This window comes from Peribacillus asahii (assembly GCF_004006295.1).
GTDB lineage: Bacteria > Bacillota > Bacilli > Bacillales > DSM-1321 > Peribacillus > Peribacillus asahii_A.
In genome coordinates, this window is record NZ_CP026095.1 from 48,067 (window position 1) to 73,508 (window position 25,442).

A 25,442-nucleotide genomic window follows, 5' to 3' on the forward strand; every position below is an offset into this window, starting at 1 on the left:
AATGTTATAGTTACTATAAAATATTCGGAAATAAGACAGGGGGTGTTTTTGTGAAATTTCGTCGTAGTGAAAGACTTGTCGATATGACTAATTATTTATTGGAGCATCCAGGAGAACTCGTTTCACTAACTTTTTTCTCTGAAAGATATCAGTCAGCGAAGTCTTCTATAAGCGAAGATTTAACGATTATTAAAGAAACGTTTGAACAGCGAGGCATTGGCTCGTTAACAACCATTCCAGGTGCTGCGGGCGGTGTGAAATACATGGTATCTATCAAAGAAGAGGATGTAGCTGCCTTTATTGATGGGCTGTGTGAGACGATTGCAAGTCCGGAGCGATTACTTCCAGGCGGCTACCTATATATGACAGATATTCTAGGTGACCCGCAAACGGTAAATAAAGTGGGGCGCATTATTGCGGCTAGATATGCGAAAGCGAATGTTTCTGTTATTATGACGATGGCTACAAAAGGGATTTCGCTTGCTTATGCGGTTGCGAATTATTTGAATGTTCCCGTCGTGATTGTTAGAAGAAACAATAAAGTAACGGAAGGTTCGACGGTGAGCATTAACTACGTTTCTGGTTCCTCCAAGCGAATTCAAACGATGGTTCTTTCAAAACGAAGCTTAGTGGAAGGTTCTAATGTGTTAATTGTAGATGATTTCATGAAAGCTGGCGGAACCATGAAAGGTATGGTAAGTTTGCTGGAAGAATTTAAAGCAACGGTAGCAGGTATTGCTGTACTTGTTGAGTCTGAACATAATGAGGAACGTCTGATTGAAGATTATATATCATTAATTAGATTGTCAGAGGTTGATGAAAGAGATAAAAAAATTAATGTAAGTCGCGGGAATTATTTTCCAAATGATTGAATAGAGGGGGAAATGAATATGAAAGCAGTACATACAAATGAAGCACCAGCAGCTATTGGCCCATACTCACAAGGAATTATTGTTAATAATGTGTTTTACAGCTCAGGTCAAATTCCACTTACTCCGGCTGGAGAGATGGTAACAGGCGATGTAAAGGAACAGACTCATCAGGTGTTCAGCAACTTACAAGCCGTTTTAAAAGAAGCGGGAGCGTCATTTGAAACAGTTATTAAAGCTACGGTTTTTATTAAAGACATGAATGATTTTGGAGCAATTAATGAAGTGTACGGAGAGTATTTTTCAACACATAAGCCAGCCCGTTCTTGTGTAGAAGTAGCTCGCCTTCCAAAAGATGCATTAGTTGAAATTGAAGTAGTTGCGCTCGTTAAATAAGACGAGCTTTTTTTATAAGTATTGAAAAAAATATAAATAAATCCTAAATTTTCTAAAAAACTTACAATTCTTAGAAGGAGTTCTCCTTTTTTTGTTGAATTACTTATTTAAAGTTTCATAACAACAAATAGGGATGGTGAACTTAATGGAAGTAACTGACGTAAGATTACGCCGTGTAAACACGGATGGACGCATGAGAGCAATCGCATCAATTACATTGGATAATGAATTTGTTGTTCATGATATTCGTGTGATTGACGGAAACAATGGTTTATTTGTTGCAATGCCAAGTAAACGTACTCCAGATGGAGAGTTCCGTGATATTGCTCATCCAATTAATTCCTCTACACGCGGTAAAATTCAAGAAGCTGTCTTAACAGAATATCATCGTTTAGGAGAACTTGAAACGGAATTAGAGGAAGCAGGAGCTGGCGCTTCTTTAGCTTAAAAAATCAATAAAATTTGCATCTAGGAGCCTACTACTTAGTAAGGCTCTTTTTATTATGGGCTATGTTAATGGAATATTGTTGATTTATACGAGTGTTGGCTCATTCGTGTGAAACCGCAGTGTCACCCGTCTTCATTCATTTCCCTCTCTACTTTCCAAAACTCCTGCTTATTTGAAAAATATGAAGAATTTATCTCTCCCAAAATTGATAATAAAAGGTACTTTTAATTGTTACCTTGAAATGAGCCGCTATTTAAGATAATATTTTTAATGGATAAAAAGGTTAAAATGGAGGCCTGTTATGAGGAATCGGTATGCAATAATATTGGCCGCAGGACAAGGTACAAGAATGAAATCAAAACTATACAAGGTTTTGCACCCAGTCTGCGGAAAACCAATGGTACAGCATGTTGTTGAACAAGTCAATCAACTTCAAATAGAAGAGATCGTAACCATTATTGGACACGGTGCCGAGCAAGTTCAAAAACAACTTGGTGATGTGTGTCAATATGCTTTGCAGGCTGAGCAGCTTGGAACAGCGCATGCAGTGATGCAGGCTGAAAGCGTTTTAGCTAAGCAAGAAGGAACAACTCTTGTCATCTGCGGAGACACGCCTTTAATCAAGGCGGAAACGATGGAGGCACTTGTTACTTTGCATGAAGAAACAGGAGCAAAGGCGACGGTTTTAACAGCCTACGCAGAGAACCCTGATGGATATGGTCGAATTATTCGCAATGCCAATGGACTTGTCGAAAAAATTGTCGAACATAAGGATGCGTCGGACGAGGAACGTGCTGTAAAAGAAATTAATACAGGTACGTATTGCTTTGACAACCAGGCGTTATTCCAAGCGTTACAACAAGTTTCGAATGACAACGTGCAGAATGAATATTACTTGCCTGATGTTATTGAAATTTTGAAATCTGCACAAGAGACTGTAACTGCATTCCAAACAAAAGACTTCGAAGAGACCTTAGGTGTGAATGATCGTCTTGCTTTGTCACAGGCAGAGCAGATTATGCGTAAGCGAATTAATGAAACCCATATGCGTAATGGAGTGACGATTATCGATCCTGCAGCAACGTATATTGAATCCGGTGTTAGTATTGGTCAAGATACAACGATTTACCCAGGTGTAACGATTGCGGGTCAAACAGTGATTGGAGAAGATTGTGTGATTGGACCGCATTCGGAAATTAAAGATTGCGAAATTGGCAAGGGAACGCATATTCATCAATCTGTTGCTCATTCCAGCAGCATTGGAAGCAATGTGAACATTGGTCCGTTTGCTCATATTCGACCACAATCTGAAATCCATGATTCCGTCAAAATCGGTAATTTTGTTGAAATTAAAAAGACAGTTTTCGGTGAAGGCAGCAAAGCATCTCATTTAAGCTATATTGGCGATGCAGAGGTAGGAAAAGGCGTCAATATCGGATGTGGTTCGATTACGGTCAATTATGATGGTAAGAAGAAGCATTTGACGAAAATTGAAGATGATGTATTTATTGGTTGCAATTCAAACCTTGTAGCGCCTGTAACGGTTGGGAAGGGTGCCTATGTGGCAGCTGGTTCAACGATTACAGAAGACGTACCAGGTGAAGCATTGTCTATTGCCCGCGCTCGTCAGATTAACAAAGAAGATTACGTGAAAAACTTAAATTCTAATAATTAACCTATGGAGGTCATCATGTCAAACCAGTATTTAGATCCTAATTTAAAAGTGTTTTCATTGAACTCGAATGTTGGGTTAGCTCAAGAAATTGCTGATGCTATTGGAGTAGAGCTTGGTAAGTGTACGGTAACAAGTTTTAGTGATGGTGAAATTCAAATTAACATCGAAGAAAGTATCCGTGGTTGTGACGTTTTCGTCATTCAATCTACTAGCCAACCAGTTAATGAGAACTTAATGGAACTTTTAATTATGATCGATGCTTTAAAACGTGCGTCAGCAAAGACTATTAATATTGTTATGCCTTACTATGGATATGCGCGTCAAGATCGTAAAGCTCGTTCTCGTGAGCCAATTACAGCGAAATTAGTTGCGAACCTTTTAGAAACAGCTGGAGCACACCGTGTTGTGACGTTAGATCTTCATGCACCACAAATTCAAGGTTTCTTCGATATTCCAATTGACCACTTAGTAGCTGTGCCACTTTTAGCTGATTACTTTGGTGGAAAAGAATTAGAAGATATCGTAATTGTTTCACCAGACCATGGTGGTGTAACACGTGCTCGTAAAATGGCAGATCGCCTAAAAGCACCAATTGCTATTATCGATAAACGTCGTCCAAGACCAAACGTAGCAGAAGTTATGAACATCATTGGTAATATTGAAGGGAAAACAGCAATCTTAATCGATGATATTATCGATACAGCGGGTACGATTACACTTGCTGCAAATGCATTAGTAGAGAGCGGTGCGAAAGAAGTATATGCATGCTGTTCACATCCGGTTCTTTCAGGTCCTGCCATTGAACGTATCCAAAATTCAACGATTAAAGAGCTAGTTATAACAAACTCTATTGCTCTTCCGGAAGAAAAGAAAATCGAAAAAATTACTGAGTTATCTGTGGCGCCTTTAATTGCTGAAGCAATTATCCGTGTTCATGAAGAGCAATCAGTAAGTACATTGTTTGATTGATGATAGATAGGTGTAAAAAACAGTAAGCGGCTTCGCTTGCTGTTTTTTTATGCATAAATTGGATACATAAGGGGAAAGATGATGTAGACTAGCTTGAATTTTTATAAAACTGGGAAGGTGAAGATGAAGATGAGCCATGTACTAGTAGCAAAAGAGCGGACAGACTTCAAACAATCTACATTAAGAGAATTGCGTGAAAATGGGGAAATACCAGCAGTAGTTTACGGAAGTGAGAATGGGAGTCAAGCAATTTCCGTGAATTATGCAGATTTGAAAAAAACATTGAAGGAAATCGGTCGAAATGGCATTATTTCATTAAATTGTCAAGGTAAAGAACATCAGGTTATGCTTTCAGAATATCAATCTGATCCGTTAAAGCAAGAGATGTATCATGCTGATTTTCTAATCGTTGATATGTCGGAGGAAGTACAGGTAAATGTACGAGTTAATCTCGTCGGTCAATCAATTGGTGTAAAAGATGGCGGAGTACTTCAGCAATCTCTCCATGAAGTAACCGTTACTGCGACGCCAGGTGACATTCCAGAGTCGATTGATGTTGACGTGACAGAGCTTGAAGTGAATGAAACACTGTATATTTCCGATTTAAATATGAAACAAGGTGTAACGCTTAATCATAGTGGTGACGAAGTAGTGGCCTCTGTCTTAGCTCCTCGCCAAGAACGAGAAATTAGTACAGGTGAACAACAAGAAGGCGGCATACCGACGAATGAAGAAGGGCGTGAAACAGCCGCTTCTCCAGAATCTCAAGCGTAGAGATTACGTCGGCTTCCTTTCTTTGTTTTAGATAAAAAAATAAACATGGTATAATAGGCGTAACACATTATGGGTTGCGCTTTTTTATTATGAAGGCTTTGTTATACTGTGATGCAACGTTTGGATTCACAGTATTGTTTTACATAGCCTATATGAAAGACAAGGTAAATAATCAATAGCTTCATATAATCCTGTTATATAAAAGGGTAGGGATATATCCTTTTAGGTCTTGTGAAGCTTGCATTCCTCTAGAGATATGAGATACTATTTTTACTAATGTTTCCAAAAATGTATATAATAAAAGGTGACTCCATGAAACTTAGTTGTAACGGAGTGTGAAAAATGAAGTTAATCGTAGGTCTGGGTAACCCTGGAAAACAATATGAAAAAACACGACATAATGTCGGGTTTGAAGTAATAGATGCATTATCTGATAAATGGTCTATTCCTTTAAATCAAGCAAAACATAAAGGAATATATGGGATGGGTGTAATCGATAACGAGAAGGTAATTCTGCTTAAACCGTTGACATATATGAATTTATCTGGTGAATCTATTTCAGCTGTTATGAGTTTCTTTAAAGTAGAAGTGGATGATGTTGTCGTGCTATATGATGATTTGGATTTACCTCCTGGGAAAGTTCGTCTGCGTCAAAAGGGAAGTGCTGGTGGGCATAATGGGATTAAATCAACCATTGCTCATCTTGGTACACAAAACTTTAACCGAATTCGGATTGGTATTGGTCGGCCGTCTGGACTGATGGCTATTTCAGATTATGTATTGGGGAAATTTACATCTGAGGAATGGCCCGATATTATGAACACCATTGAAAAAAGCGCTAATGCATGTGAAGCTTGGTTAAAGACGCCTTTTTTACAAGTAATGAATGTATATAATCAATAATGTATGAGGAAAAATATCTTTCTTGCTTAATGAATAAAAATCCCTTATTTCTGTTCATACTAATGGCAATACAGTATAGGGGGTTACTATATGGCTCTCCATTATCATTGCCGTCATTGTGGAATCAAGCTGGGCACTATTGAAGAACAGCAGATACAAGCGGCACAGTTAGGGTTTAACCAGCTGAGTGATGAAGAAAGGCAAGAGATGATCGTTTATGACTCCTCTGGAAACATTCAGGTTAAGTCGATTTGCGAAGATTGTTACGAATCATTGCAAAGAAATCCAGAGTTATATCAAAACGATTATATTATTCATTAAGCGGGAGGAGCTTTGGATAAATTCCAAAGCATTTTTCCGTTTGTTTTCATTTACTAATATTGCAAAAAATCAATAGCATTATATAAAGGATTCTTTCAGTTAGTATATTGACTGTGTGAAGCCGTGTTGGTGATTTTATAATTTTTGGCACATTTTAGCTTTGCTCCATGAAATAAGCTAAAAGCGAAAAGCCTTCTATAACAAAGTAAACAGGGTAAATGATTGGATAGAAAAAAGCATAATTTTGATTTTATAGGGAGGAGGGGCAAAGATGGTGAATGGATTACAAAATTTGTTCTCCAAGCACGATAATGTCCATTCGTTAATAGCGGGTATTGATGAAGGATTAAAGGAACAATTGGTTTCTGGCTTAACGGGTTCATCAAGGTCGATGCTTGTGGCATCTATCTATGAGAAAACGAATAAGTCCATTTTGTTAGTGACACATAATCTTCTACAAGCACAAAAATTTCAAGAGGATTTGTTGAATTTTATTCCGGAAGAAGAGCTTTATGTGTTTCCTGCAAATGAGTTAATTGCAGCAGATTTAAGTGTTGCTAGCCCCGAATTAAGGGCGCAGCGAGTAGAGGCATTAAATTTTTGGTCGCAAGGGAAGAAAGGCGTTGTTATTGTCCCGATTCCTGGTATTCGTAAGTTCCTTTCACCAAAAGAGGTATGGAAGAAGTATCAGCTGTCCTTTCAAGTGGGGGCTGATATTGAGCTGGAGGAAACATTACATAAATTAATTACTATGGGATATAGTCGTACGGAGATGGTTTCTTCACCAGGTGAATGTAGTATTCGCGGTGGGATTATTGATTTGTATCCGATTACCGAAATGAATCCAATTCGAATTGAATTATTTGATACAGAGATTACGTCGATTCGAACATTTTCTTCTGATGATCAACGTTCTATTGAAAAGCTTTCTCGAGTGACAGTTGGACCAGTAAGTGAAGCTTTACTAGAAGATGAACATCTTAATAATATAATGACAAAGCTTGAAAGCAACTTAAGTAAGAGTTTGAAAAAGTTTAAAGATGATAAAGTGAAGGAACAGCTTGCTGAGACAGTGGGGCATGAATTAGAGCAATTAAAACAAGGACAGAAGCCGGATCAAATTTTTAAGTATTTCAGTTTAGCGTACGATAAACCGGCTAGTTTAATAGATTACCTTCCTGGCGATGGAATTGTTCTTTTGGATGAAATCAGCCGGATTCAAGAAATTAATGAATCATTAGAGAAAGAAGAAGCCCAGTGGTACACCGATTTATTAGGTGAGGGGAAAATTGTTCATGATGTGAAGCTAGCTCATGACCTGCCGAGTTTAATTACGCATTCTTCTTATCCATTCATTTATTTATCATTGTTTTTACGCCATGTACCGCATACAAACCCACAGAATATTGTGAACGTGGCTTGTAAGCAAATGCAGAACTTTTATGGACAAATGAATGTATTTAAAGCAGAGGTTGAGCATTGGAAAAAAGGACAGTACACCGTTGTGATTCTTGGTCAGGATGAGGAACGGATGAAGAAGATTCAGGGGGTGCTGGCAGATTACGATATCGAAGCTGCTGAATTAAAGGATTCTAGTCATTTACAGCCAGGCCAAGTTCAAATCTTGCGTGGTAGTTTAAATAGTGGTTTTGAAATGACGATGGAAAAAATCGTGATTATTACAGAAACGGAGCTATTTAATAAAAGGGCGAAAAAATCGAGTCGCAGGCAGAAATTATCGAATGCAGAACGAATTAAAAGTTATTCTGAGTTAAAAGTAGGCGACTATGTTGTTCATGTGAATCATGGAATTGGGAAGTATTTAGGGATTGAAACATTAGTTATTAATGGCGTTCATAAAGACTACCTCCATATCCGTTATCAAGCAGACGATAAGTTGTATGTACCTGTTGATCAAATTGACCTTGTTCAGAAGTATGTCGGTTCGGAAGGGAAAGAACCGAAGCTTTACAAACTGGGTGGAACAGAGTGGAAACGAGTGAAAAGTAAGGTTCACTCCTCTGTGCAAAATATCGCAGACGACTTGATTAAATTGTATGCCGAGCGGGAAGCGGCAAAAGGGTTCGCATTCTCACCGGATGGAGATATGCAAAGAGAGTTTGAATTATCCTTTTTATACAATGAAACGGAAGATCAGTTGCGGTCAATCGCTGAAATTAAGAAAGATATGGAGCGGGAAAGACCGATGGACCGCTTGCTTTGTGGCGATGTAGGGTACGGGAAGACAGAAGTGGCTATTCGTGCTGCTTTTAAAGCGATTGCAGATGGAAAACAAGTAGCCTTTCTTGTTCCAACAACGATTTTAGCTCAACAGCATTATGAAACATTACGAGAACGTTTTCAGGATTTCCCGATTTCCATAGGTTTGATGAGTCGTTTTCGAACGAGAAAGCAACAAACAGAAACGGTAAAAGGCCTGAAGACAGGTACTGTTGATATCGTTGTCGGTACACACCGGATTTTATCGAAGGATATTCAATATCATGATTTAGGCCTTTTAATTATCGATGAAGAGCAACGTTTTGGAGTGACGCATAAAGAAAAAATCAAGCAATTGAAGACGAATGTGGATGTGCTGACGTTAACAGCAACGCCGATTCCTCGTACCCTTCATATGTCGATGCTCGGAGTTCGAGACTTATCGGTTATTGAAACACCGCCAGAAAATCGTTTCCCTATTCAAACCTATGTGATGGAGTATAATGGAGGATTGGTGAAAGAGGCTATTGAGCGAGAGCTGGCTCGAGATGGTCAAGTCTATTTCCTCTATAACCGTGTGGAAGATATTGCGCGCAAAGCAGAGGAAATTGCTATGCTCGTTCCTGATGCTCGTGTGACATTTGCGCATGGCCAAATGACAGAGCAGGAATTGGAAGCCGTGATGTTTGGTTTCTTAGAGGGAGAATACGACGTATTAGTAAGTACGACGATTATTGAAACCGGTGTTGATATTCCGAACGTAAATACGTTAATTGTGTATGATGCAGATCGAATGGGTCTTTCCCAGCTGTATCAGCTTCGCGGTCGAGTTGGACGTTCAAATCGAGTGGCGTATGCTTTCTTTACGTATCGAAAAGATAAAGTGCTAACCGAGGTAGCTGAAAAACGCCTGCAATCGATTAAAGAGTTTACTGAACTTGGTTCCGGATTCAAGATTGCGATGCGCGACTTATCCATTCGTGGAGCGGGGAACTTGCTTGGAGCCCAACAGCATGGATTTATTGATTCGGTCGGCTTTGATTTGTATTCGCAAATGTTAAAAGAAGCTGTAGAAGCAAAACGTAATGAGCAACCGGCAGAAGAAAAAGTATCACTGGATATGGATATTGAAGTAGACGCCTATATACCAGATGCCTATATTGCTGATGGTCATCAAAAAATCGAGATGTATAAACGATTTAGAGGCATTACTTCAATTGAAGAAGTGAAAGAGCTGCAAGAGGAAATGAGAGACCGTTTTGGTGAATATTCAGAAGAAGTTCATTATTTATTTTTAATGGCTGAAATGAAAGTTTATGCAATGAAAGCTGGTATTGAAAGCATTAAACAATTAAAACAGGTTATTACCATCTTATTTTCAGAAAACGATACACAAAAAGTTAATTTAAAACAGGTGAGCGAGCTTACCGCGAAACATAGTAGAATGATTAGCTTAGGTATGGAAGGGAAATGCTTAAAGCTGGCTGTTCATACGAAGGGTATCGAGCAATCTAAATGGTTTAAGGTGTTATTTGAACTTGTGGAAGGACTTCAGCAGGCCAAACAAGAAGTACAAATAGCGGAAAAAAATTAATCGGAACAACCGACTCTGTCTTAGTTACTCATTTAGAATAATCTATATAGGAAAGAAATATTTCTTCAATATGTATAGAACTTTCCATTAGTAAAATACTAGTGCTATAGCGCTCCGCACAATAGTTACTAAGATATACATCCAAATCAATTTAGATGAAAGTGAGGCAACATAAGATGAAAGCAACTGGTATTGTTCGCCGAATTGATGATTTAGGAAGAGTCGTAATTCCGAAAGAAATCCGAAGAACTTTGCGTATTCGTGAAGGAGATCCTTTGGAGATCTTCGTCGATCGTGACGGAGAAGTAATTTTGAAAAAATATTCGCCGATTAGTGAATTAAGTGACTTTGCTAAAGAATATGCGGAAGCGCTATATGATAGTTTAGGGAATCCTGTATTAATATGCGACCGTGATACATACATCGCTGTAGCAGGTGGTTCCAAGAAAGAGTATTTAAATAAAAGTGTAAGTGAACTAGTTGAGAAGATTATGGAAGATCGCAATTCTACAATTGCTTCTCCAAAAGGTCAAATTTCATTCGTCGATGGCATTCATGAAGAAGTGCAATCATATGCAGTGGCTCCAATTATTGCCAACGGTGATCCGATCGGTGCTGTTTTGATTCTTGCTAAAGAAGCGGCAGTAGGCGATGTAGAGCAAAAATCTGTTGAGACAGCGGCTAGCTTCCTTGCACGTCAAATGGAGCAATAAAATAAGAGTTAGACAGGCTATTGATTAAATAAGGAGAAGGGACAGCGATATAGAGCTGTCCTTTTTCTGTAGATTAAGAAAGAATAAAAATGTCTAAGTTAAGCAAGCTGCCCACTTGACTGGAGCTGCTTTTTGATTGCTAAAATATGCTATAATAACAACCACATAGAAATGAAGTGGGGTATTAGCATGGTTAATCAGCCGTATTCAGCATCGAAGGAGTTCTTTCGCGGTGCATTTATTTTAAGTATTGCGGCTATTATGGTAAAGGTATTAAGCGCAGCTTATCGAATACCTTATCAAAATATTGTAGGGGACATCGGCTTTTACATATACCAGCAAGTATATCCGTTTTACGGAATTATGCTTACATTGTCGACACTCGGTTTTCCTATCGTTATTTCAAAGCTTATTGCTGAAGGAAAGTTTGCTCAAAGGGATATATTGGCTGCCTCTTTTCTTATGTTAGGTGTAATCGCGCTCGTGAGTTCCACGAGTCTTTTTTTAGGAGCGGATTGGTTAGCAAATAAAATGGCAGATCCTCGTTTAGCTGAACTGCTGAGGATTTTGTCTCTGTCCTACTTATTGATGCCTTTAGCCGCCGTCTTTCGTGGATATTTTCAAGGAAATCATGAGATGCTCCCAACAGCAAGTTCACAAGTTGCTGAGCAGTTTGTTCGTGTGCTTACTATTCTTGTTCTTACACCCATCTTGATTCATCAAGGGTATTCTTTGTATGATGCAGGAGCAGGAGCTATTTTCGGTTCAATCACAGGGGGACTAATGGGGCTTATTCTTTTACTGATTTTTTTTGTGCGATATAAAAAAAGGAAAAGAGTTCAGTTTAATGCACTTCAGCTTCGACAATTTCCGCTGATTATGAAAGTATTAATATTTCAAGGCTTGGCCTTTTGTATATCTAGTTTAATCCTCGTTTTCCTTCAGTTGGTGGATTCACTGCATTTATATGCTTTACTAAGACAAGCTGGAATTGCTGAGATGACAGCAAAAGAGTGGAAGGGGATATATGATCGTGGTCAACCGCTGCTTCAATTAGGGACGGTTGTAGCGAACTCACTCTCGTTAGCACTTGTTCCATTGATTGCAAGGTATGGTAAGAATCAAGATGAACAGGAGCTGCTTTCAAAAATTAGATTATCATTGCGCGTAAGCCTTATGATTGGCTCAGCTGCAACAGTAGGACTTATTTGTCTAATCAAACCTGTGAATAAGATGTTATATACCGATGGTCTTGGCTCAGTGACACTCGCTATTTTTTCCGTATCGATTGTACTTTCATCCCTTATTATGACCATGGCTGCTGTCATTCAAAGCTTAGGACACTATATAGCCCCTATATTCATTGTGGCAGCAGGAGTTGTCGGAAAGTGGTTCTTAGATGTGTGGCTGATTCCTCATTATCATATAAATGGAGCCGCTGTGGCAACTGTTCTTTCCTTGTTAGGAATGACAATTGGTTTTTCTTGCGTCTTAAAAAATGATGTGAAACAATCATTATGGATAGGAAAAGATATAGGAATTGTTATGCTTAGTGTTGGATGTATGGCATGTACATTATGGGGATTTAATATGGCAGCGGATTGGCTTGTTCCAAGTGAAACAAGAATGATGGCTACAATTCAAGCGCTGTTTGGTGTTGTTCTTGGTGCACTTGTTTTTGGTGTTATTATCTTACGTACAGGCTTGTTTAAACAAGACGAATTGATGCTTTTACCATTTGGTAATCAATTAGAGCGATTGAATAAATGGAATAGGAGTAATGAATAACATGACAAATATGATTACAATCATTGGTCTAGGCGCGGGGGATTTGAATCAGCTCCCACTCGGGATTTATAAGAAGCTTAAGAAGGAAAAGACGTGCTTGGTTCGAACAATGGATCATCCCGCTATTGAAGAGTTAAAAGCTGAAGGGGTGAAGTTTATTAGCTTTGATGCCGTTTATGAAAAGCATAATGGATTTGAAGCTGTTTATGAGGAAATATCCGAAACGCTTTTACAAAAGGCTTCCACTCAACCTATTTTATATGCAGTACCAGGACATCCAATGGTTGCAGAAAAAACCGTGCAATTACTATTAGAAAAAGGTCCGGAGCGCGGTATTACCATTCAGGTAGAAGGGGGACAAAGCTTTTTAGATGCGTTGTTTCAGGCGGTAAAAGTGGATCCTATTGAGGGATTTCAATTACTGGATGGAACGGCTCTTCATCGGGATGAATTGCAGATTACTCAACATATGATTATTGGACAAGTATACGATATGTTTACTGCTTCCGAAGTGAAGCTGACGCTGATGGAGAAGCTTCCGGATGATTATAATGTATATATCGTGACAGCTGCAGGGAGCACACAGGAAAAAGTAACGAAGGTTCCATTATATGAGCTGGACCGTCAAATGGAGTTAAGTAATTTAACGAGTGTATATGTGCCACCGGTTAAAGAAGACGAATTGCAATATCGTGAGTTTTCTAAGCTGCGTCAAATTATTGCTAAGCTTAGAGGGCCGAATGGCTGTCCGTGGGACCAGAAGCAAACACATGAGAGTTTAAAGAAATATTTAATCGAAGAGGCCTATGAACTAATTGATGCCATTGATGAGCAAGATGATGAGGCAATGATTGGAGAATTAGGAGATGTTCTTCTGCAAGTAATGCTTCATGCACAAATTGGAGAAGATGAAGGCATGTTTACGGTCGATGATGTTGTCGAAAGTATTTCTGCAAAAATGATTCGTCGTCATCCACATGTATTTGGTGATATTCAAGTAAGTGGAGAAGAAGAGGTTGTTGTCAATTGGCAAAAAATTAAGGAAGAAGAAAAGGGAGAACAAGCAGAAGAGTTTGTTTCTTTACTGGCAGATGTAGAGAAATCCTTGCCAAATTTAATGCGTGCAGAAGCGTATCAAAAGCGAGCGGCAAAAGTTGGGTTTGATTGGGATGAAGCAATAGAAGCATGGCAGAAAGTTCGTGAAGAAATAGAAGAAGTCGAGGCAGAAATAAAACGCCAAACGCCAAATATTACCCACATTCAAGATGAACTGGGCGATGTATTTTTTGCACTCGTTAACGTGGCGCGCTTTTATAAAATCGAGCCCGAGGAAGCTGTATACCGAGCAAATCAAAAGTTCTACCGCCGTTTTACTTATATTGAGGATTGTGTTCGCCAAGATAAGAAAAAGTTTTCGGATTATACATTGGCTGAGCTTGATCATTTTTGGGATGAGGCAAAGAAAAAAGGATTGTAAGAGAAGGAGGAATCTGCTATGTCAATGAGATTAGATAAGTTTCTAAAAGTATCACGTTTAATTAAGCGCCGTACGTTAGCCAAGGAGGTGGCCGATCAAGGCCGTATTTCCATTAATGGAGTACAAGCGAAGGCGAGCTCGAATGTAAAAGAAGGAGATGAACTGACGGTTCGCTTTGGACAAAAACTTGTTACGGTTCGCATTGATAAAATTCAAGAGACAACAAAGAAGGAAGCGGCTGCAGAAATGTATACAGTCGTAAAAGAAGAAAAGCTAGGAAGTGAACAGTAAAAGGAGGCTTGTTCTATTTCTCTTCATCCCTACATACATTTTTAGAAAACTAGTGTTATTGTGAGGGATGAGAATGAGCCAATATGTAGACCCGAACTCAAGCTATTCTAAAGGAACTGTACCAGAACATGATGTGACGATGAGAGGTCGACGCTTACTAGATATTACAGGTGTGAAGCAAGTAGAAAGTTTTGATAATGAAGAATTTTTGCTTGAAACATCGATGGGATTTCTCTCGATCCGCGGGCAAAATTTACAGATGAAGAATTTAGACGTGGATAAAGGTATTGTCTCAATTAAAGGGAAAATCTTTGACCTTGTTTATTTGGATGAACATTCAGGGGAGAAAGCTAAAGGCTTCTTTGGCAAGTTATTCAAATGACGTTAACAACGCAATTTTATACGTTACTAGTAATGGTAGGGATGGGCAGTTTTTTTGGAGCTGCCCTCGATACGTATAGCCGATTTTTAAAACGTGCTGAACGAAAGCGCTGGATTGTATTTATTCACGATGTGTTATTTTGGGTGATCCAAGGGTTACTCATTTTTTATGTTCTATTTTTAGTGAATGAAGGGGAATTTCGCTTTTATTTATTTCTTGCTTTATTATGCGGCTTCTCTGCTTACCAAGCCTTATTTAAAAATATTTATCAACGCGGATTAGAAATGCTTATTACTATCGTAATTAAATTATACGAATTTACATTAAAGGCATTTCACTATTTACTATTCCTTCCGATAAAATGGATAGCAGTCACAATTTTCACCTTGTGTATAGGCATTTTCAAAATGATATTTGTTTGTCTAAAGTGGCTAGGTAAGTTTATTTTCCTTATTTTACGGATCATTTTTAAACCGCTTCAGTGGGTTTTGATAAAACTGTGGAAAATGCTGCCGGATACTGTTACAAAAAAGGTCGTAAAGTTTTATAAAAAATTGACAGGAATTTTAATGAAATGCAAGAATGTAATAAAGACATTCTTTAATAAGTGGAGAAAAGAAAAAGATTGAGGTGGAAGGGAATGAAGGGCCTCCGCAAAATAAACGTAACAAAAATGGAAAATGAGTATGTTGCCCAACAAGAAAAAAAAGCTCAGTCCATGAAGAAAAAGAAGCGCGGGTTAAGGCGGCGATTAACGCTATATGGAATCTGCTTGTTCGTTTTTTTCATTTTTGCTGTAGTGACTATTGTATCTCAAAATGCTGCATTGAATGAAAAAGCCCAACAGAAGGAAAAAATCGATAGCGAATTAGCGGCGCTTAAGAAGGAAGAAAAGGTACTTAAGGAACAAATTGTAAGGCTGAATGATGATGAGTATATAGCGAAAATCGTAAGACGGGATTACTTCTTATCAGAAGAGGGAGAAATTATTTTTAATTTACCAAAAAATAATGAAGACAGTGACTAATATTGACACTGTTTTTTTCCTTTCGTATTATAATAGATAGTGAAGCGATTTTGAACATTTCTAAGGAGGAACATTTTTTTTATGTCAATCGAAGTAGGCAGCAAGTTACAAGGTAAAGTAACAGGCATTACAAATTTTGGTGCGTTCGTAGAATTACCTGAAGGTGCAACGGGACTTGTCCATATCAGTGAAGTAGCTGATAACTATGTAAAAGATATTAATGATCACCTTAAAGTAGGCGATGCTGTAGAGGTAAAGGTCATTAATGTTGAGAAGGATGGTAAAATCGGCTTATCTATTAAGAAAGCAAAAGATCGTCCAGAAGGACAATCATCTTATTCACAACGTCCGCGCCAAAATAGAGGAAATGACCGTTCTAAGGATTTTCGTTCTAAAGATAATTTCCGTCCAAAGGAAACTTTTGAGACAAAAATGGCAAAGTTCTTAAAAGATAGTGAAGACCGCTTATCTTCCCTCAAACGCAATACCGAAACAAAACGGGGAGGTAGAGGAGGAAGACGCGGGTAGACTGCTGCTGAAAATCATATTCTAGCAATGATCCTGTGAAACCATTTCATATTTTATATAAAGGCAAGCCTCAAAGGGCTTGTTTTTTTATGGTCGAACTTTCTATAAATCTGTTTTATAAAGCTATAAAAAATGCCTTAGGCTTTCTTCTATTAATAGAGAATGAGCCTAAGGCATCTTTGACGATGACCCCTACGGGATTCGAACCCGTGTTACCGCCGTGAAAGGGCGGTGTCTTAACCGCTTGACCAAGGGGCCTATTTAAAAAAATGAAAGATAGCGGCGGAGGGGATCGAACCCCCGACCTCACGGGTATGAACCGTACGCTCTAGCCAGCTGAGCTACACCGCCATGATACTCTTTTTGAGCACAAGATATATCTTACAATCGCCTTATAAAATTGTCAATAAAAAATTAACCTTTTGTCGTTTTCTAGCATTAGGAAAAATATACTAATGATTTTTTGCGAAAATCAGCTAAAAAAAGGGGCATTTTGAATAAGAAATGGATGTGAATGTTTGGAAAAGGCCCATACGCCTTTAAAAACCTGTATACATGTGGATGTTCAAGGAGAATTGCGTCGAACATTTTTTATAGTCACTTTTAAAATTATGACAAAAAATTGAACAAGCACTCTTTATAATAAAACACACTAAGAAGGATAGGAGTGTGTGTAATGGAAAAAGTGAATCGAAGCTTAATAGAGCCTTTAGGTGAAGTTCAGCTGAAGAATGTGAAGGCAGGGGCTATTAATTGGTTTCAAAAGCTGCAGGTTAAAATGGAAGATTTATTTTCAAATAAAGGAATTCCAGTAGCTATTATTGGCTTTCTTTTAGGAAGAGCCTTAATTCTGTCACAACTAGCTCCATTTGCACTACCGTTTTTCGCAGCTGTTTTCTTAATACGAAGAGATCATGCACCATTAGCTCTCATTGGTTTACTGGCAGGAGCTCTCACTCTTCATTATTCTAACAGTCTTGTCATCTTTGCATCGGTCTTTTTATTCCTTATCCTTCATAAAATAAGGAAGCCGGATATCGAGGGGCAATTTAAGACAATCGCACTGTATGTATTTACTTCCTTATTCTTGGTTAATTTAGCCGAGCACTATCTTATCTTTCAATCCATTCAACTCTACGATCTTATGATGATTGGCGTTGAAGCGGGATTAGCGATGATTTTAACGTTAATCTTTATTCAATCTATTCCACTTCTATCGATTAGAAAAAGATCACCAACGTTAAAAACAGAAGAAATTATTAGCATTATTATTTTGCTGGCTTCTGTGATGACAGGAACGATAGGTTGGGTCTTTTATGATATATCATTAGACCATGTTCTTTCACGATACCTTGTACTTTTATTTGGACTGGCAGGTGGTGCGGCTATCGGTTCAACCGTAGGAGTCGTCACAGGTTTAATATTTAGTTTAGCGAGTATAGCTAGTCTCTATCAGATGAGTTTACTTGCTTTTGCAGGTTTACTTGGGGGCCTATTAAAGGAAGGGAAAAAAGCCGGGGTTGCAATTGGTTTATTAATTGCGACGCTGTTAATTGGTTTATACGGTGAAGGGACAAGCAATATTATGATTACTCTCTATGAATCATTAATTGCAGTCGCATTATTTCTCTTAACTCCCACTTCATTAATTCATAAAATTTCCAAACATATCCCTGGGACGACAGAGCATATGGATGAGCAACAGCAATATGCTCGTAAAGTTCGTGATGTAACAGCTCAACGAGTCGAGCAATTTTCTCACGTGTTTGAAGCTCTGTCTAACAGTTTCTCGCAAATAGATGAATATGGAATAAAGGAGGAAGAAGAAAAAGAATTTGATTACTTTTTAGGGAATGTGACTGAAAAGACGTGTCAAATGTGCTTTAGAAAAGAACAATGTTGGGTGAAGAACTTTAATACAACTTATGAAGGCATGCACGAAATTATGTATCAACTTAGTGAAAATGATGGGCAGCTTCCACAAAAAACGGCGAATGAGTGGGGGAAATATTGTCGCTCAGGTCCTAGAGTCATTGCGGCCATTGCACATGAGCTTACTTTTTATGAGGCTAATCAAAAATTAAAAAGAAAGGTAAGGGAGAGCAGAAGATTAGTTGCAGATCAATTGCGGGGAGTATCCGCAGTTATGGAGGACTTCGCTAAAGAAATTCAAAGAGAAAGGCAAAGCCATCATCAACATGAAGAATTAATTATGGAGGCGATTCAAGATTTTGGCCTTCATATTGGCCATATTGAAATCTATAACTTAGATCAAGGGAATGTCGATATTGAAATGAGAGTACCTTACTGCCAAGGGAGAGGAGAGTGTGAAAAGTTAATAGCACCAATGCTATCAGATATATTAGGAGAAACTGTAGTTGTTCATTCAGAGCAATGTGCAACGAATCCAGCTGGGGAATGCGAAGTCGTTTTTCGTTCAGCTAAAAAGTTTGTAGTTGAAACGGGTGTTGCTCATGCGGCCAAAGGGGGCGGTCTTGTTTCGGGAGATAGCTATACAACACTTGAGATTGGGAGTGGTAAATATGCAGTAGCTATTAGTGATGGAATGGGTAACGGAGAAAGAGCACATTTCGAAAGCATGGAAACATTAAAGCTGTTACAAAAGTTTTTACAGTCAGGGATTGAAGAGAAGATTGCTATTAAATCAGTAAACTCCGTATTATCTCTCCGCACGACCGATGAAATTTTTTCAACGCTGGATTTAGCCATGATTGATTTACAAGATGCTAAAGCAAAATTTTTAAAAGTCTGTTCGATTCCGAGTTTCATAAAAAGAGGAGATAAAATTATTAAAATTGAATCTAGTAACTTACCAATGGGGATTATTGAAGACTTTGATGTAGATGTAGTATCAGAACAGCTGAAAGCAGGCGATGTGCTGATCATGATGAGCGATGGTATTTTTGAAGGACCAGATCATATCGAAAATATTGAATTTTGGATGAAGCGGAAAATTAAAGAGCTGAAAACAGATGATCCACAAGAGATTTCCGATTTAATTTTAGAAGAAGTCATTCGAACGAAAGGAGTAATTGACGATGACATGACGATTGTGACAGCGAAAATTATGCACAATACACCGAAGTGGGCATCTATTCCGGTCGCATCTAAACGTAAAAAAGCGCAGTGATAGTTTGTATAAATAACCCTATTTTAGTCAATTATGTTAAAAGACTGAAAGAAGGGAGACTGACACATGGAAGCAGGAACATTGCGTCAAATATTGCTCATTACGGATGGTTGCTCAAATCAAGGGGAAGATCCTGCAGCGATGGCAGCATTGGCTCGCGAGCGGGGGATTACAGTAAATGTGATTGGTGTTGTAGAAAATGATGTCATTGATGAAAAAGGGATAAAAGAAATTGAAAATATTGCGTTATCAGGTGGTGGTGTAAGTCAAATTGTGTATGCACAGCAATTATCACAAACTGTTCAAATGGTAACACAAAAAGCGATGACTCAAACGATACAAGGGGTGATTAATCGAGAGCTTAAGCACATATTAGGAGAGTCTAAGAAGCTTGAGGATTTACCGCCGGATACACGGGGAGAAGTGATGGAGGTGGTCGATGAGCTTGGAGAAACGAGTAAGCTTGAAGTATTAGTGCTTGTGGATACAAGTGCCAGCATGAAGCATAAATTGCCTACAGTAAAGGATTCGCTGCTCGACTTATCACTCAGTATGAATGCAAGAATAGGTGAAAATCGCTTTTCTGTTTTTGTATTTCCCGGGAAAAAGAAAGATGTTGAAAAATTACTAGAATGGACGCCAGAGCTTAATGCATTATCAAAAATCTTTCCGAAGTTAACAACAGGAGGGATTACGCCAACAGGTCCAGCCATTCGTGAAGCATTATCATATTTTAATAAAAAGCGTTCATTAAGGGGCTTATTATCACATGATGAACAATACTATGAGGACTCAATGTAAACTTAAAAAAGGTGATCGCATTACCGGAAAATGGAATGCAAATGAGTACACAGTTATCAAGGAGTTAGGATACGGTGCAAATGGAGTTGTCTACTTAGTTGAAAGTAAAAATCAGCCATTTGCCTTAAAACTAAGTGACAATGGTACGTCCATTATTTCTGAGATGAATACTCTTAAATCCTTTTCTAAGGTCCATGGGTCTGCCATTGGACCTTATTTTTTGGAAGCGGATGATTTTCAGCGACAAGGTTCTACTTTGCCGTTTTATGTAATGGAGTATATTAAAGGCGAAGGGCTTTTAGAGTTTATAGAGAAGAAGGGAGCAGCTTGGATTGGTGTGCTTATGCTTCAGCTTCTAACGAGTTTAGTGGAATTACATAAACATGGCTGGGTGTTTGGGGATTTAAAACCGGAGAATTTAATTGTCTCCATGCCTGCTTACCGAGTACGTTGTGTCGATGTAGGAGGAACAACAGCGATAGGCCGTGCTATTAAAGAGTTTACCGAATTTTTTGATAGGGGATACTGGGGGTTAGGTTCCCGTAAAGCAGATCCATCATATGACTTGTTTGCTGTAGCGATGATTATGCTTAATGCTGCTTATCCAACTCGCTTTTCTAAAAAAGGGGAAGGGTACATGCAATTAAAAGAGCGAATTATTCAGAAGCAAGTATTGAAGCCCTATCGAAAGATGTTGGAAAAAGCATTGCTTGGGAAATATACATCAGCAGAAGAAATGCGCCAAGATTTAATTACTATTTTAAGTCAACCAAGTGATCAACCCATTCCCAAAACGCAAAAAGTGCAAAAAACTAAACCAACTCAATCAACAAAACAAGCAAGTCGTCTGCAGCAAAAGGCAAGACAAAAAAAGAAAGGTCACTTTGTGGAAACGTTTGTCCTTGTAGCAGTTATTTCTTTGTTGTACGCTCTTTACATGTATGATCAATTGTTATGATATAGTAAATTATATACAAAAAAATTGAAACAATTTGCCTGTTGAATCGTATACATAGAGGGAGATGGGCAGACTGTCAACAAAGAAGGAAGAGAGTATGTTACAGCATAAAGTGCTTCATGTCATTCATAAGCATAAGTTAATAGAAAAGAATGCAAAGCTATTAATAGGGGTTTCAGGAGGCCCTGACTCACTTGTATTGTTACATGTTCTGAAACAATTGCAGAAGGTGATGGAGTGGGACCTTTTTGTGGCCCATGTTGATCACATGTTTCGCGGAGAAGAGTCTTATGAAGATTATTTGTTTGTAGAGAAGATTTGTAAAGAATGGGACATTGTATTTGAAGGGTGTCGAATCGATGTACCGGCACATATGAAACAGACAGGTGAGAGCACGCAGCTTGCTGCAAGGAAATTACGCTTTGAATTTTTTGCAGAATTGATGAAGAAATACGGGTGTTCGACGCTTGTTCTTGGTCATCACGGTGATGATCAAGTAGAAACGATGCTGATGCGTATGACAAGGGGAGCAACCGGAACAGCGAGAGCTGGTATTCCACTGAAACGTCCGTTCAAGAATGCGGAAATTGTTCGACCATTTCTTGCTGTAACAAAGGCAGATATTTATGAATATGCTAGGACTCATTACTTGCAGCCGAGGATAGATCCTAGTAATGCCAAAAACGATTATGTAAGAAATCGCTTTCGACATGAGGTATTGCCTTTTTTAAAGCAAGAAAATCCGCTTGTTCATGAACAATTTCAACGTTTCAGTGAAGAAATTTACGAAGATGAAGCTTTTTTGCACGACTTGGTTTTGAAAAAAATGGATGGGATTTGGGTGAAAAAAGAGAAAGGTTATGCATCTATTCAGATTGATTCCATACTTGCGATGCCTAAGCCTTTACAAAGGAGAGCGATTCAACTAATATTAAATTATCTTTACTTAGATAGACCATCATCGCTTTCAGCACTACATATTGATCAGCTTTTAGCTTTATTTTTGAATCCTCAACCATCTGCTGAATTGCATCTTCCGGAGGGCCTCATTGTAGAAAAATCGTATCATATATGTACCTTTCGTTTTTTTAAACGGGAAACCGTGAATTATTCCCTTTTATTACAAATTCCTGGTGATACGTTTCTTCCGAATGGATATAAGATTAAAGCACAGTATATAGAAGGAGACATCCCTGCTATAAGTGGAAATGATTCTTGTATTATTCCTTACTCGATGGTTACTTTTCCTTTAACGGTCCGTACAAGACATACGGGGGATCGCATGAAAGTCAAAGGTTTAGGCGGGACAAAGAAAATAAAGGATATTTTTATTGATGAGAAGGTCCCTATTTTTAAACGAAATGATTGGCCTATTGTTGTCGATGGAATGGGACACATCATTTGGCTTCCGGGTCTAAAAAAATCCTACATAGAATCAGAAAGTGTAATCGATGAATCGTCTTTAATTTATTTACAATATAAGAAAGCTTAATTCTTCATAGGGGGCAATTAATAACAATGACCATGAAAAATGACATTGAAAAAGTGTTAATAACGGAGGAAGAACTTCAAAGTAAAATTAAGGAATTAGCAGTACAGCTTGAAAGTGACTACCAAGATAAATTTCCATTAGCTGTTGGAGTGTTAAAAGGAGCTCTGCCGTTTATGAGTGACTTATTAAAAAGAATGGATACCCATTTAGAAATGGACTTCATGGATGTTTCAAGCTATGGTAACTCGACTGTATCTTCCGGTGAAGTGAAAATCGTTAAAGATTTGAACGCATCTGTAGAAGGCAGAGATGTCTTGATTATTGAAGATATTATTGATAGCGGTTTAACATTAAGCTACTTGGCGGAATTATTCCGATACCGCAAAGCTAAATCGGTCAGAATCGTGACATTGTTAGATAAGCCTACAGGAAGAAAAGTAGATATAAAACCAGATTATGCAGGTTTTATCGTGCCAGATGCCTTTGTTGTTGGCTATGGCTTGGATTATGCAGAAAGATACCGTAATCTACCTTATATCGGCGTATTAAAGCCTGAGATTTACAACAGCTGATTCAGCTGAACACCAATAAAAACAGCGGTGTTAAAATATTGTAAACGAATAATTTTCTATGATACTATTTACTATAGTTTGTTGACTCATGGGAGGAGGTAGGGTATGAATCGGATCTTCCGTAATACGATATTTTATTTATTGATCTTTTTGGTCATTATTGGGATTGTTAGTATTTTTAACAATAACAATGAACCGACTGAGACTATTACCCAAGACCAGCTTTATAAAAACTTGGAAGATGGGAAAGTAAAATCATTAACCATGCAGCCTGAAAGTGGCGTTTATGAAATTATAGGGCAGCTTGAAGGGTATAAAGAAGGTCAATATTTTGTAACATATATCCCACCAAATGAATATTATCAAGCAAAAATTGGTGAGATTGTTGACAAGCAAGGAATTGAAAAATTTGATGTAAAACCTGCGGAAAAAACAAGTGGTTGGGTAACGTTCTTTACAGGAATTATTCCATTTGTTATCATCTTCATTCTCTTTTTCTTCTTACTTAACCAAGCTCAAGGTGGCGGCGGCGGCCGTGTAATGAACTTTGGGAAAAGTAAAGCGAAGCTATACAATGATGATAAGAAGAAAGTTCGCTTCAATGATGTAGCAGGAGCAGATGAAGAGAAGCAGGAGCTTGTCGAAGTGGTTGAATTTTTAAAAGACCCTCGAAAGTTCGCTGAGCTAGGTGCTCGTATACCAAAAGGGGTGCTTTTAGTGGGGCCTCCTGGTACGGGTAAAACATTACTTGCGAAAGCAGTAGCTGGTGAAGCGGGTGTTCCATTCTTCTCTATCAGTGGTTCAGATTTCGTTGAGATGTTTGTCGGAGTAGGAGCTTCGCGCGTGCGTGATTTGTTTGAAAATGCTAAGAAAAATGCGCCGTGTATTATCTTTATTGACGAAATTGATGCTGTTGGACGCCAACGTGGTGCAGGACTTGGCGGCGGGCATGATGAGCGTGAACAAACGCTTAACCAATTGCTTGTTGAAATGGATGGTTTTGGTGGAAATGAAGGGATTATCATGATTGCTGCAACAAACCGTGCAGACATTCTTGACCCTGCGTTATTAAGACCGGGCCGTTTTGACCGTCAAATTACAGTTGGTCGCCCAGATGTAAAAGGTCGTGAAGAAGTATTAAAAGTACATGCTCGTAATAAACCATTAGCAGATAGTGTTGATCTAAAGGCTATTGCACAACGTACACCAGGATTCTCTGGAGCGGACCTTGAAAACTTATTAAATGAAGCGGCTCTTGTGGCAGCTCGTCAGAATAAGAAAACAATTGATATGTCTGACTTAGATGAAGCATCTGACCGTGTTATTGCAGGACCTGCTAAGAAAACGCGTGTTATTTCTAAGAAAGAGCGTAATATTGTAGCTTGGCATGAAGCAGGGCATACAATTATCGGTTTAGTATTGGATGATGCAGAAGTGGTGCATAAGGTAACGATTGTTCCACGTGGTCAAGCAGGCGGGTATGCGGTAATGTTGCCGAAGGAAGATCGTTTCTTTATGACAGAGCCAGAGCTGAAGGATAAAATTGTTGGTTTGCTTGGTGGACGTGTAGCGGAAGAAATTACGTTTGGTGAGGCAAGTACAGGTGCTCATAACGATTTCCAACGTGCTACTGGTATTGCTCGCAGTATGGTTATGGAGTACGGGATGAGTAAGTTAGGTCCGCTTCAATTCGGAAGCTCTCAAGGTCAAGTATTTTTAGGTCGTGATTTTAATAACGAACAAAATTACTCCGATAAGATTGCTTATGAAATTGATTTAGAAGTACAACGAATCATTAATGAGTCTTATGAAAGATGTAAGCAAATTCTTACAGAAAATCGTGAGAAGTTAGATTTAGTAGCAAGAACGTTACTTGATGTGGAAACACTAGACCAAGAACAAATCCAAAGTCTGTACCGTGAGGGGAAACTACCGGATCGTGATTATGTAGCCCTTAATGGAAATCTTGCTTCAGACGATGATGTAAAGGTAAAGATTAATGCCAAAAAAGAAGATTCGACACCTTTTGAAGGGAATCAAGCACCTTCTTTAGAAAAGGGTCCAAAAGATACAGATAATAAGTTATGATTGTA

23 protein-coding genes and 2 tRNA genes are annotated in these 25,442 nt (G+C 38.4%); 23 read left to right on the forward strand and 2 right to left on the reverse strand.

The window, feature by feature from the left end; translation table 11 throughout:
• Nucleotides 1-50: 50 nt before the first annotated feature.
• The 17 genes from purR (at nt 51) to BAOM_RS00330 (ending at nt 16,375) form a co-directional block, all read left to right on the forward strand.
• Nucleotides 51-872 carry a pur operon repressor gene (gene purR / locus BAOM_RS00250; protein ID WP_127758610.1) on the forward strand — a complete coding sequence of 274 codons (822 nt, stop codon included), beginning with the start codon at nt 51-53 and terminating at the stop codon, nt 870-872.
• 18 nt (nt 873-890) lie between these two features.
• Nucleotides 891-1,265, forward strand: a complete 375-nt coding sequence (ridA, locus tag BAOM_RS00255) for a 2-iminobutanoate/2-iminopropanoate deaminase (protein WP_119117766.1) — start codon at nt 891-893, stop codon at nt 1,263-1,265.
• 145 nt (nt 1,266-1,410) lie between these two features.
• Nucleotides 1,411-1,713 carry a septation regulator SpoVG gene (spoVG, locus tag BAOM_RS00260; protein ID WP_119117765.1) on the forward strand — a complete coding sequence of 101 codons (303 nt, stop codon included), beginning with the start codon at nt 1,411-1,413 and terminating at the stop codon, nt 1,711-1,713.
• Between the two features lie 301 nt (nt 1,714-2,014).
• Nucleotides 2,015-3,388 (forward strand): bifunctional UDP-N-acetylglucosamine diphosphorylase/glucosamine-1-phosphate N-acetyltransferase GlmU, encoded by a 1,374-nt coding sequence (gene glmU, locus BAOM_RS00265; RefSeq protein ID WP_127758611.1) that lies wholly within the window; start codon nt 2,015-2,017, stop codon nt 3,386-3,388.
• A 15-nt stretch (nt 3,389-3,403) separates the two neighbouring features.
• Nucleotides 3,404-4,357 (forward strand): ribose-phosphate diphosphokinase, encoded by a 954-nt coding sequence (locus BAOM_RS00270; RefSeq protein WP_127758612.1) that lies wholly within the window; start codon nt 3,404-3,406, stop codon nt 4,355-4,357.
• A gap of 129 nt (nt 4,358-4,486) precedes the next feature.
• Nucleotides 4,487-5,131 carry a 50S ribosomal protein L25/general stress protein Ctc gene (locus BAOM_RS00275; RefSeq protein ID WP_127758613.1) on the forward strand — a complete coding sequence of 215 codons (645 nt, stop codon included), beginning with the start codon at nt 4,487-4,489 and terminating at the stop codon, nt 5,129-5,131.
• A gap of 342 nt (nt 5,132-5,473) precedes the next feature.
• Nucleotides 5,474-6,034 carry an aminoacyl-tRNA hydrolase gene (gene pth, locus BAOM_RS00280; RefSeq protein WP_127758614.1) on the forward strand — a complete coding sequence of 187 codons (561 nt, stop codon included), beginning with the start codon at nt 5,474-5,476 and terminating at the stop codon, nt 6,032-6,034.
• 90 nt (nt 6,035-6,124) lie between these two features.
• On the forward strand, nt 6,125-6,355 hold the full coding sequence (locus BAOM_RS00285) for an anti-sigma-F factor Fin (protein ID WP_127758615.1): 231 nt from the start codon (nt 6,125-6,127) through the stop codon (nt 6,353-6,355).
• A 274-nt stretch (nt 6,356-6,629) separates the two neighbouring features.
• Nucleotides 6,630-10,169, forward strand: a complete 3,540-nt coding sequence (gene mfd / locus BAOM_RS00290) for a transcription-repair coupling factor (protein WP_127762394.1) — start codon at nt 6,630-6,632, stop codon at nt 10,167-10,169.
• A 176-nt stretch (nt 10,170-10,345) separates the two neighbouring features.
• Entirely contained in the window at nt 10,346-10,882 is a 537-nt protein-coding gene (gene spoVT, locus BAOM_RS00295; RefSeq protein WP_127758616.1) for a stage V sporulation protein T, read from the forward strand.
• 189 nt (nt 10,883-11,071) lie between these two features.
• Complete coding sequence (locus BAOM_RS00300) at nt 11,072-12,670, forward strand: putative polysaccharide biosynthesis protein (RefSeq protein ID WP_164853107.1); 1,599 nt, start codon at nt 11,072-11,074, stop codon at nt 12,668-12,670.
• Nucleotide 12,671: 1 nt separating this feature from the next.
• On the forward strand, nt 12,672-14,147 hold the full coding sequence (gene mazG, locus BAOM_RS00305) for a bifunctional methyltransferase/pyrophosphohydrolase YabN (protein WP_127758618.1): 1,476 nt from the start codon (nt 12,672-12,674) through the stop codon (nt 14,145-14,147).
• Between the two features lie 24 nt (nt 14,148-14,171).
• A complete protein-coding gene (locus BAOM_RS00310; RefSeq protein ID WP_119117789.1) occupies nt 14,172-14,438 on the forward strand; it encodes an RNA-binding S4 domain-containing protein in 267 nt (88 codons plus the stop codon).
• Nucleotides 14,439-14,511: 73 nt separating this feature from the next.
• Entirely contained in the window at nt 14,512-14,820 is a 309-nt protein-coding gene (gene yabP, locus BAOM_RS00315) for a sporulation protein YabP (protein ID WP_119117756.1), read from the forward strand.
• On the forward strand, nt 14,817-15,449 hold the full coding sequence (gene yabQ, locus BAOM_RS00320) for a spore cortex biosynthesis protein YabQ (RefSeq protein WP_127758619.1): 633 nt from the start codon (nt 14,817-14,819) through the stop codon (nt 15,447-15,449). The genes yabP and yabQ overlap by 4 nt, the downstream gene beginning before the upstream one ends.
• Before the next feature lie 11 nt (nt 15,450-15,460).
• Nucleotides 15,461-15,847 (forward strand): FtsB family cell division protein, encoded by a 387-nt coding sequence (locus BAOM_RS00325; RefSeq protein ID WP_127758620.1) that lies wholly within the window; start codon nt 15,461-15,463, stop codon nt 15,845-15,847.
• A gap of 81 nt (nt 15,848-15,928) precedes the next feature.
• A complete protein-coding gene (locus BAOM_RS00330) occupies nt 15,929-16,375 on the forward strand; it encodes a S1 domain-containing RNA-binding protein (protein WP_127758621.1) in 447 nt (148 codons plus the stop codon).
• A gap of 186 nt (nt 16,376-16,561) precedes the next feature.
• Here the strand turns inward: BAOM_RS00330 and BAOM_RS00335 are convergent.
• A tRNA-Glu gene (locus BAOM_RS00335) sits at nt 16,562-16,633 on the reverse strand.
• Between the two features lie 19 nt (nt 16,634-16,652).
• Nucleotides 16,653-16,726: transfer RNA gene (locus BAOM_RS00340), tRNA-Met, on the reverse strand.
• Between the two features lie 325 nt (nt 16,727-17,051).
• Between BAOM_RS00340 and spoIIE the strand changes: the two genes are divergently transcribed.
• From spoIIE to ftsH, 6 genes are all read left to right on the forward strand, one after another.
• On the forward strand, nt 17,052-19,526 hold the full coding sequence (spoIIE, locus tag BAOM_RS00345) for a stage II sporulation protein E (protein WP_127758622.1): 2,475 nt from the start codon (nt 17,052-17,054) through the stop codon (nt 19,524-19,526).
• A gap of 66 nt (nt 19,527-19,592) precedes the next feature.
• Nucleotides 19,593-20,327: a vWA domain-containing protein gene (locus tag BAOM_RS00350; RefSeq protein WP_127758623.1), complete on the forward strand. Its 735-nt coding sequence runs from the start codon at nt 19,593-19,595 to the stop codon at nt 20,325-20,327.
• On the forward strand, nt 20,296-21,285 hold the full coding sequence (locus tag BAOM_RS00355; protein ID WP_127758624.1) for a serine/threonine protein kinase: 990 nt from the start codon (nt 20,296-20,298) through the stop codon (nt 21,283-21,285). Before BAOM_RS00350 ends, BAOM_RS00355 begins: the two co-directional genes overlap by 32 nt.
• Nucleotides 21,286-21,382: 97 nt before the next feature.
• Nucleotides 21,383-22,777 (forward strand): tRNA lysidine(34) synthetase TilS, encoded by a 1,395-nt coding sequence (gene tilS, locus BAOM_RS00360; RefSeq protein WP_127758625.1) that lies wholly within the window; start codon nt 21,383-21,385, stop codon nt 22,775-22,777.
• Between the two features lie 32 nt (nt 22,778-22,809).
• Entirely contained in the window at nt 22,810-23,349 is a 540-nt protein-coding gene (hpt, locus tag BAOM_RS00365) for a hypoxanthine phosphoribosyltransferase (protein WP_127762395.1), read from the forward strand.
• Between the two features lie 105 nt (nt 23,350-23,454).
• Complete coding sequence (gene ftsH, locus BAOM_RS00370; RefSeq protein ID WP_127758626.1) at nt 23,455-25,437, forward strand: ATP-dependent zinc metalloprotease FtsH; 1,983 nt, start codon at nt 23,455-23,457, stop codon at nt 25,435-25,437.
• Nucleotides 25,438-25,442: the final 5 nt, after the last annotated feature.

What these genes read in the sequence shown, in the direction of transcription:
- BAOM_RS00325 (WP_127758620.1), top strand. Translation starts at nt 15,461, where the DNA reads ATGAAGGGCCTCCGCAAAATAAACGTAACAAAAATGGAAAATGAGTAT.
- spoVG (WP_119117765.1), top strand. Translation starts at nt 1,411, where the DNA reads ATGGAAGTAACTGACGTAAGATTACGCCGTGTAAACACGGATGGACGC.
- BAOM_RS00285 (WP_127758615.1), top strand. Translation starts at nt 6,125, where the DNA reads ATGGCTCTCCATTATCATTGCCGTCATTGTGGAATCAAGCTGGGCACT.
- hpt (WP_127762395.1), top strand. Translation starts at nt 22,810, where the DNA reads ATGAAAAATGACATTGAAAAAGTGTTAATAACGGAGGAAGAACTTCAA.
- ftsH (WP_127758626.1), top strand. Translation starts at nt 23,455, where the DNA reads ATGAATCGGATCTTCCGTAATACGATATTTTATTTATTGATCTTTTTG.
- pth (WP_127758614.1), top strand. Translation starts at nt 5,474, where the DNA reads ATGAAGTTAATCGTAGGTCTGGGTAACCCTGGAAAACAATATGAAAAA.
- spoVT (WP_127758616.1), top strand. Translation starts at nt 10,346, where the DNA reads ATGAAAGCAACTGGTATTGTTCGCCGAATTGATGATTTAGGAAGAGTC.
- BAOM_RS00330 (WP_127758621.1), top strand. Translation starts at nt 15,929, where the DNA reads ATGTCAATCGAAGTAGGCAGCAAGTTACAAGGTAAAGTAACAGGCATT.
- BAOM_RS00270 (WP_127758612.1), top strand. Translation starts at nt 3,404, where the DNA reads ATGTCAAACCAGTATTTAGATCCTAATTTAAAAGTGTTTTCATTGAAC.
- glmU (WP_127758611.1), top strand. Translation starts at nt 2,015, where the DNA reads ATGAGGAATCGGTATGCAATAATATTGGCCGCAGGACAAGGTACAAGA.
- mazG (WP_127758618.1), top strand. Translation starts at nt 12,672, where the DNA reads ATGACAAATATGATTACAATCATTGGTCTAGGCGCGGGGGATTTGAAT.
- BAOM_RS00300 (WP_164853107.1), top strand. Translation starts at nt 11,072, where the DNA reads ATGGTTAATCAGCCGTATTCAGCATCGAAGGAGTTCTTTCGCGGTGCA.
- BAOM_RS00310 (WP_119117789.1), top strand. Translation starts at nt 14,172, where the DNA reads ATGAGATTAGATAAGTTTCTAAAAGTATCACGTTTAATTAAGCGCCGT.
- ridA (WP_119117766.1), top strand. Translation starts at nt 891, where the DNA reads ATGAAAGCAGTACATACAAATGAAGCACCAGCAGCTATTGGCCCATAC.
- yabQ (WP_127758619.1), top strand. Translation starts at nt 14,817, where the DNA reads ATGACGTTAACAACGCAATTTTATACGTTACTAGTAATGGTAGGGATG.
- BAOM_RS00355 (WP_127758624.1), top strand. Translation starts at nt 20,296, where the DNA reads ATGATGAACAATACTATGAGGACTCAATGTAAACTTAAAAAAGGTGAT.
- BAOM_RS00350 (WP_127758623.1), top strand. Translation starts at nt 19,593, where the DNA reads ATGGAAGCAGGAACATTGCGTCAAATATTGCTCATTACGGATGGTTGC.
- tilS (WP_127758625.1), top strand. Translation starts at nt 21,383, where the DNA reads ATGTTACAGCATAAAGTGCTTCATGTCATTCATAAGCATAAGTTAATA.
- BAOM_RS00275 (WP_127758613.1), top strand. Translation starts at nt 4,487, where the DNA reads ATGAGCCATGTACTAGTAGCAAAAGAGCGGACAGACTTCAAACAATCT.
- spoIIE (WP_127758622.1), top strand. Translation starts at nt 17,052, where the DNA reads ATGGAAAAAGTGAATCGAAGCTTAATAGAGCCTTTAGGTGAAGTTCAG.
- yabP (WP_119117756.1), top strand. Translation starts at nt 14,512, where the DNA reads ATGAGCCAATATGTAGACCCGAACTCAAGCTATTCTAAAGGAACTGTA.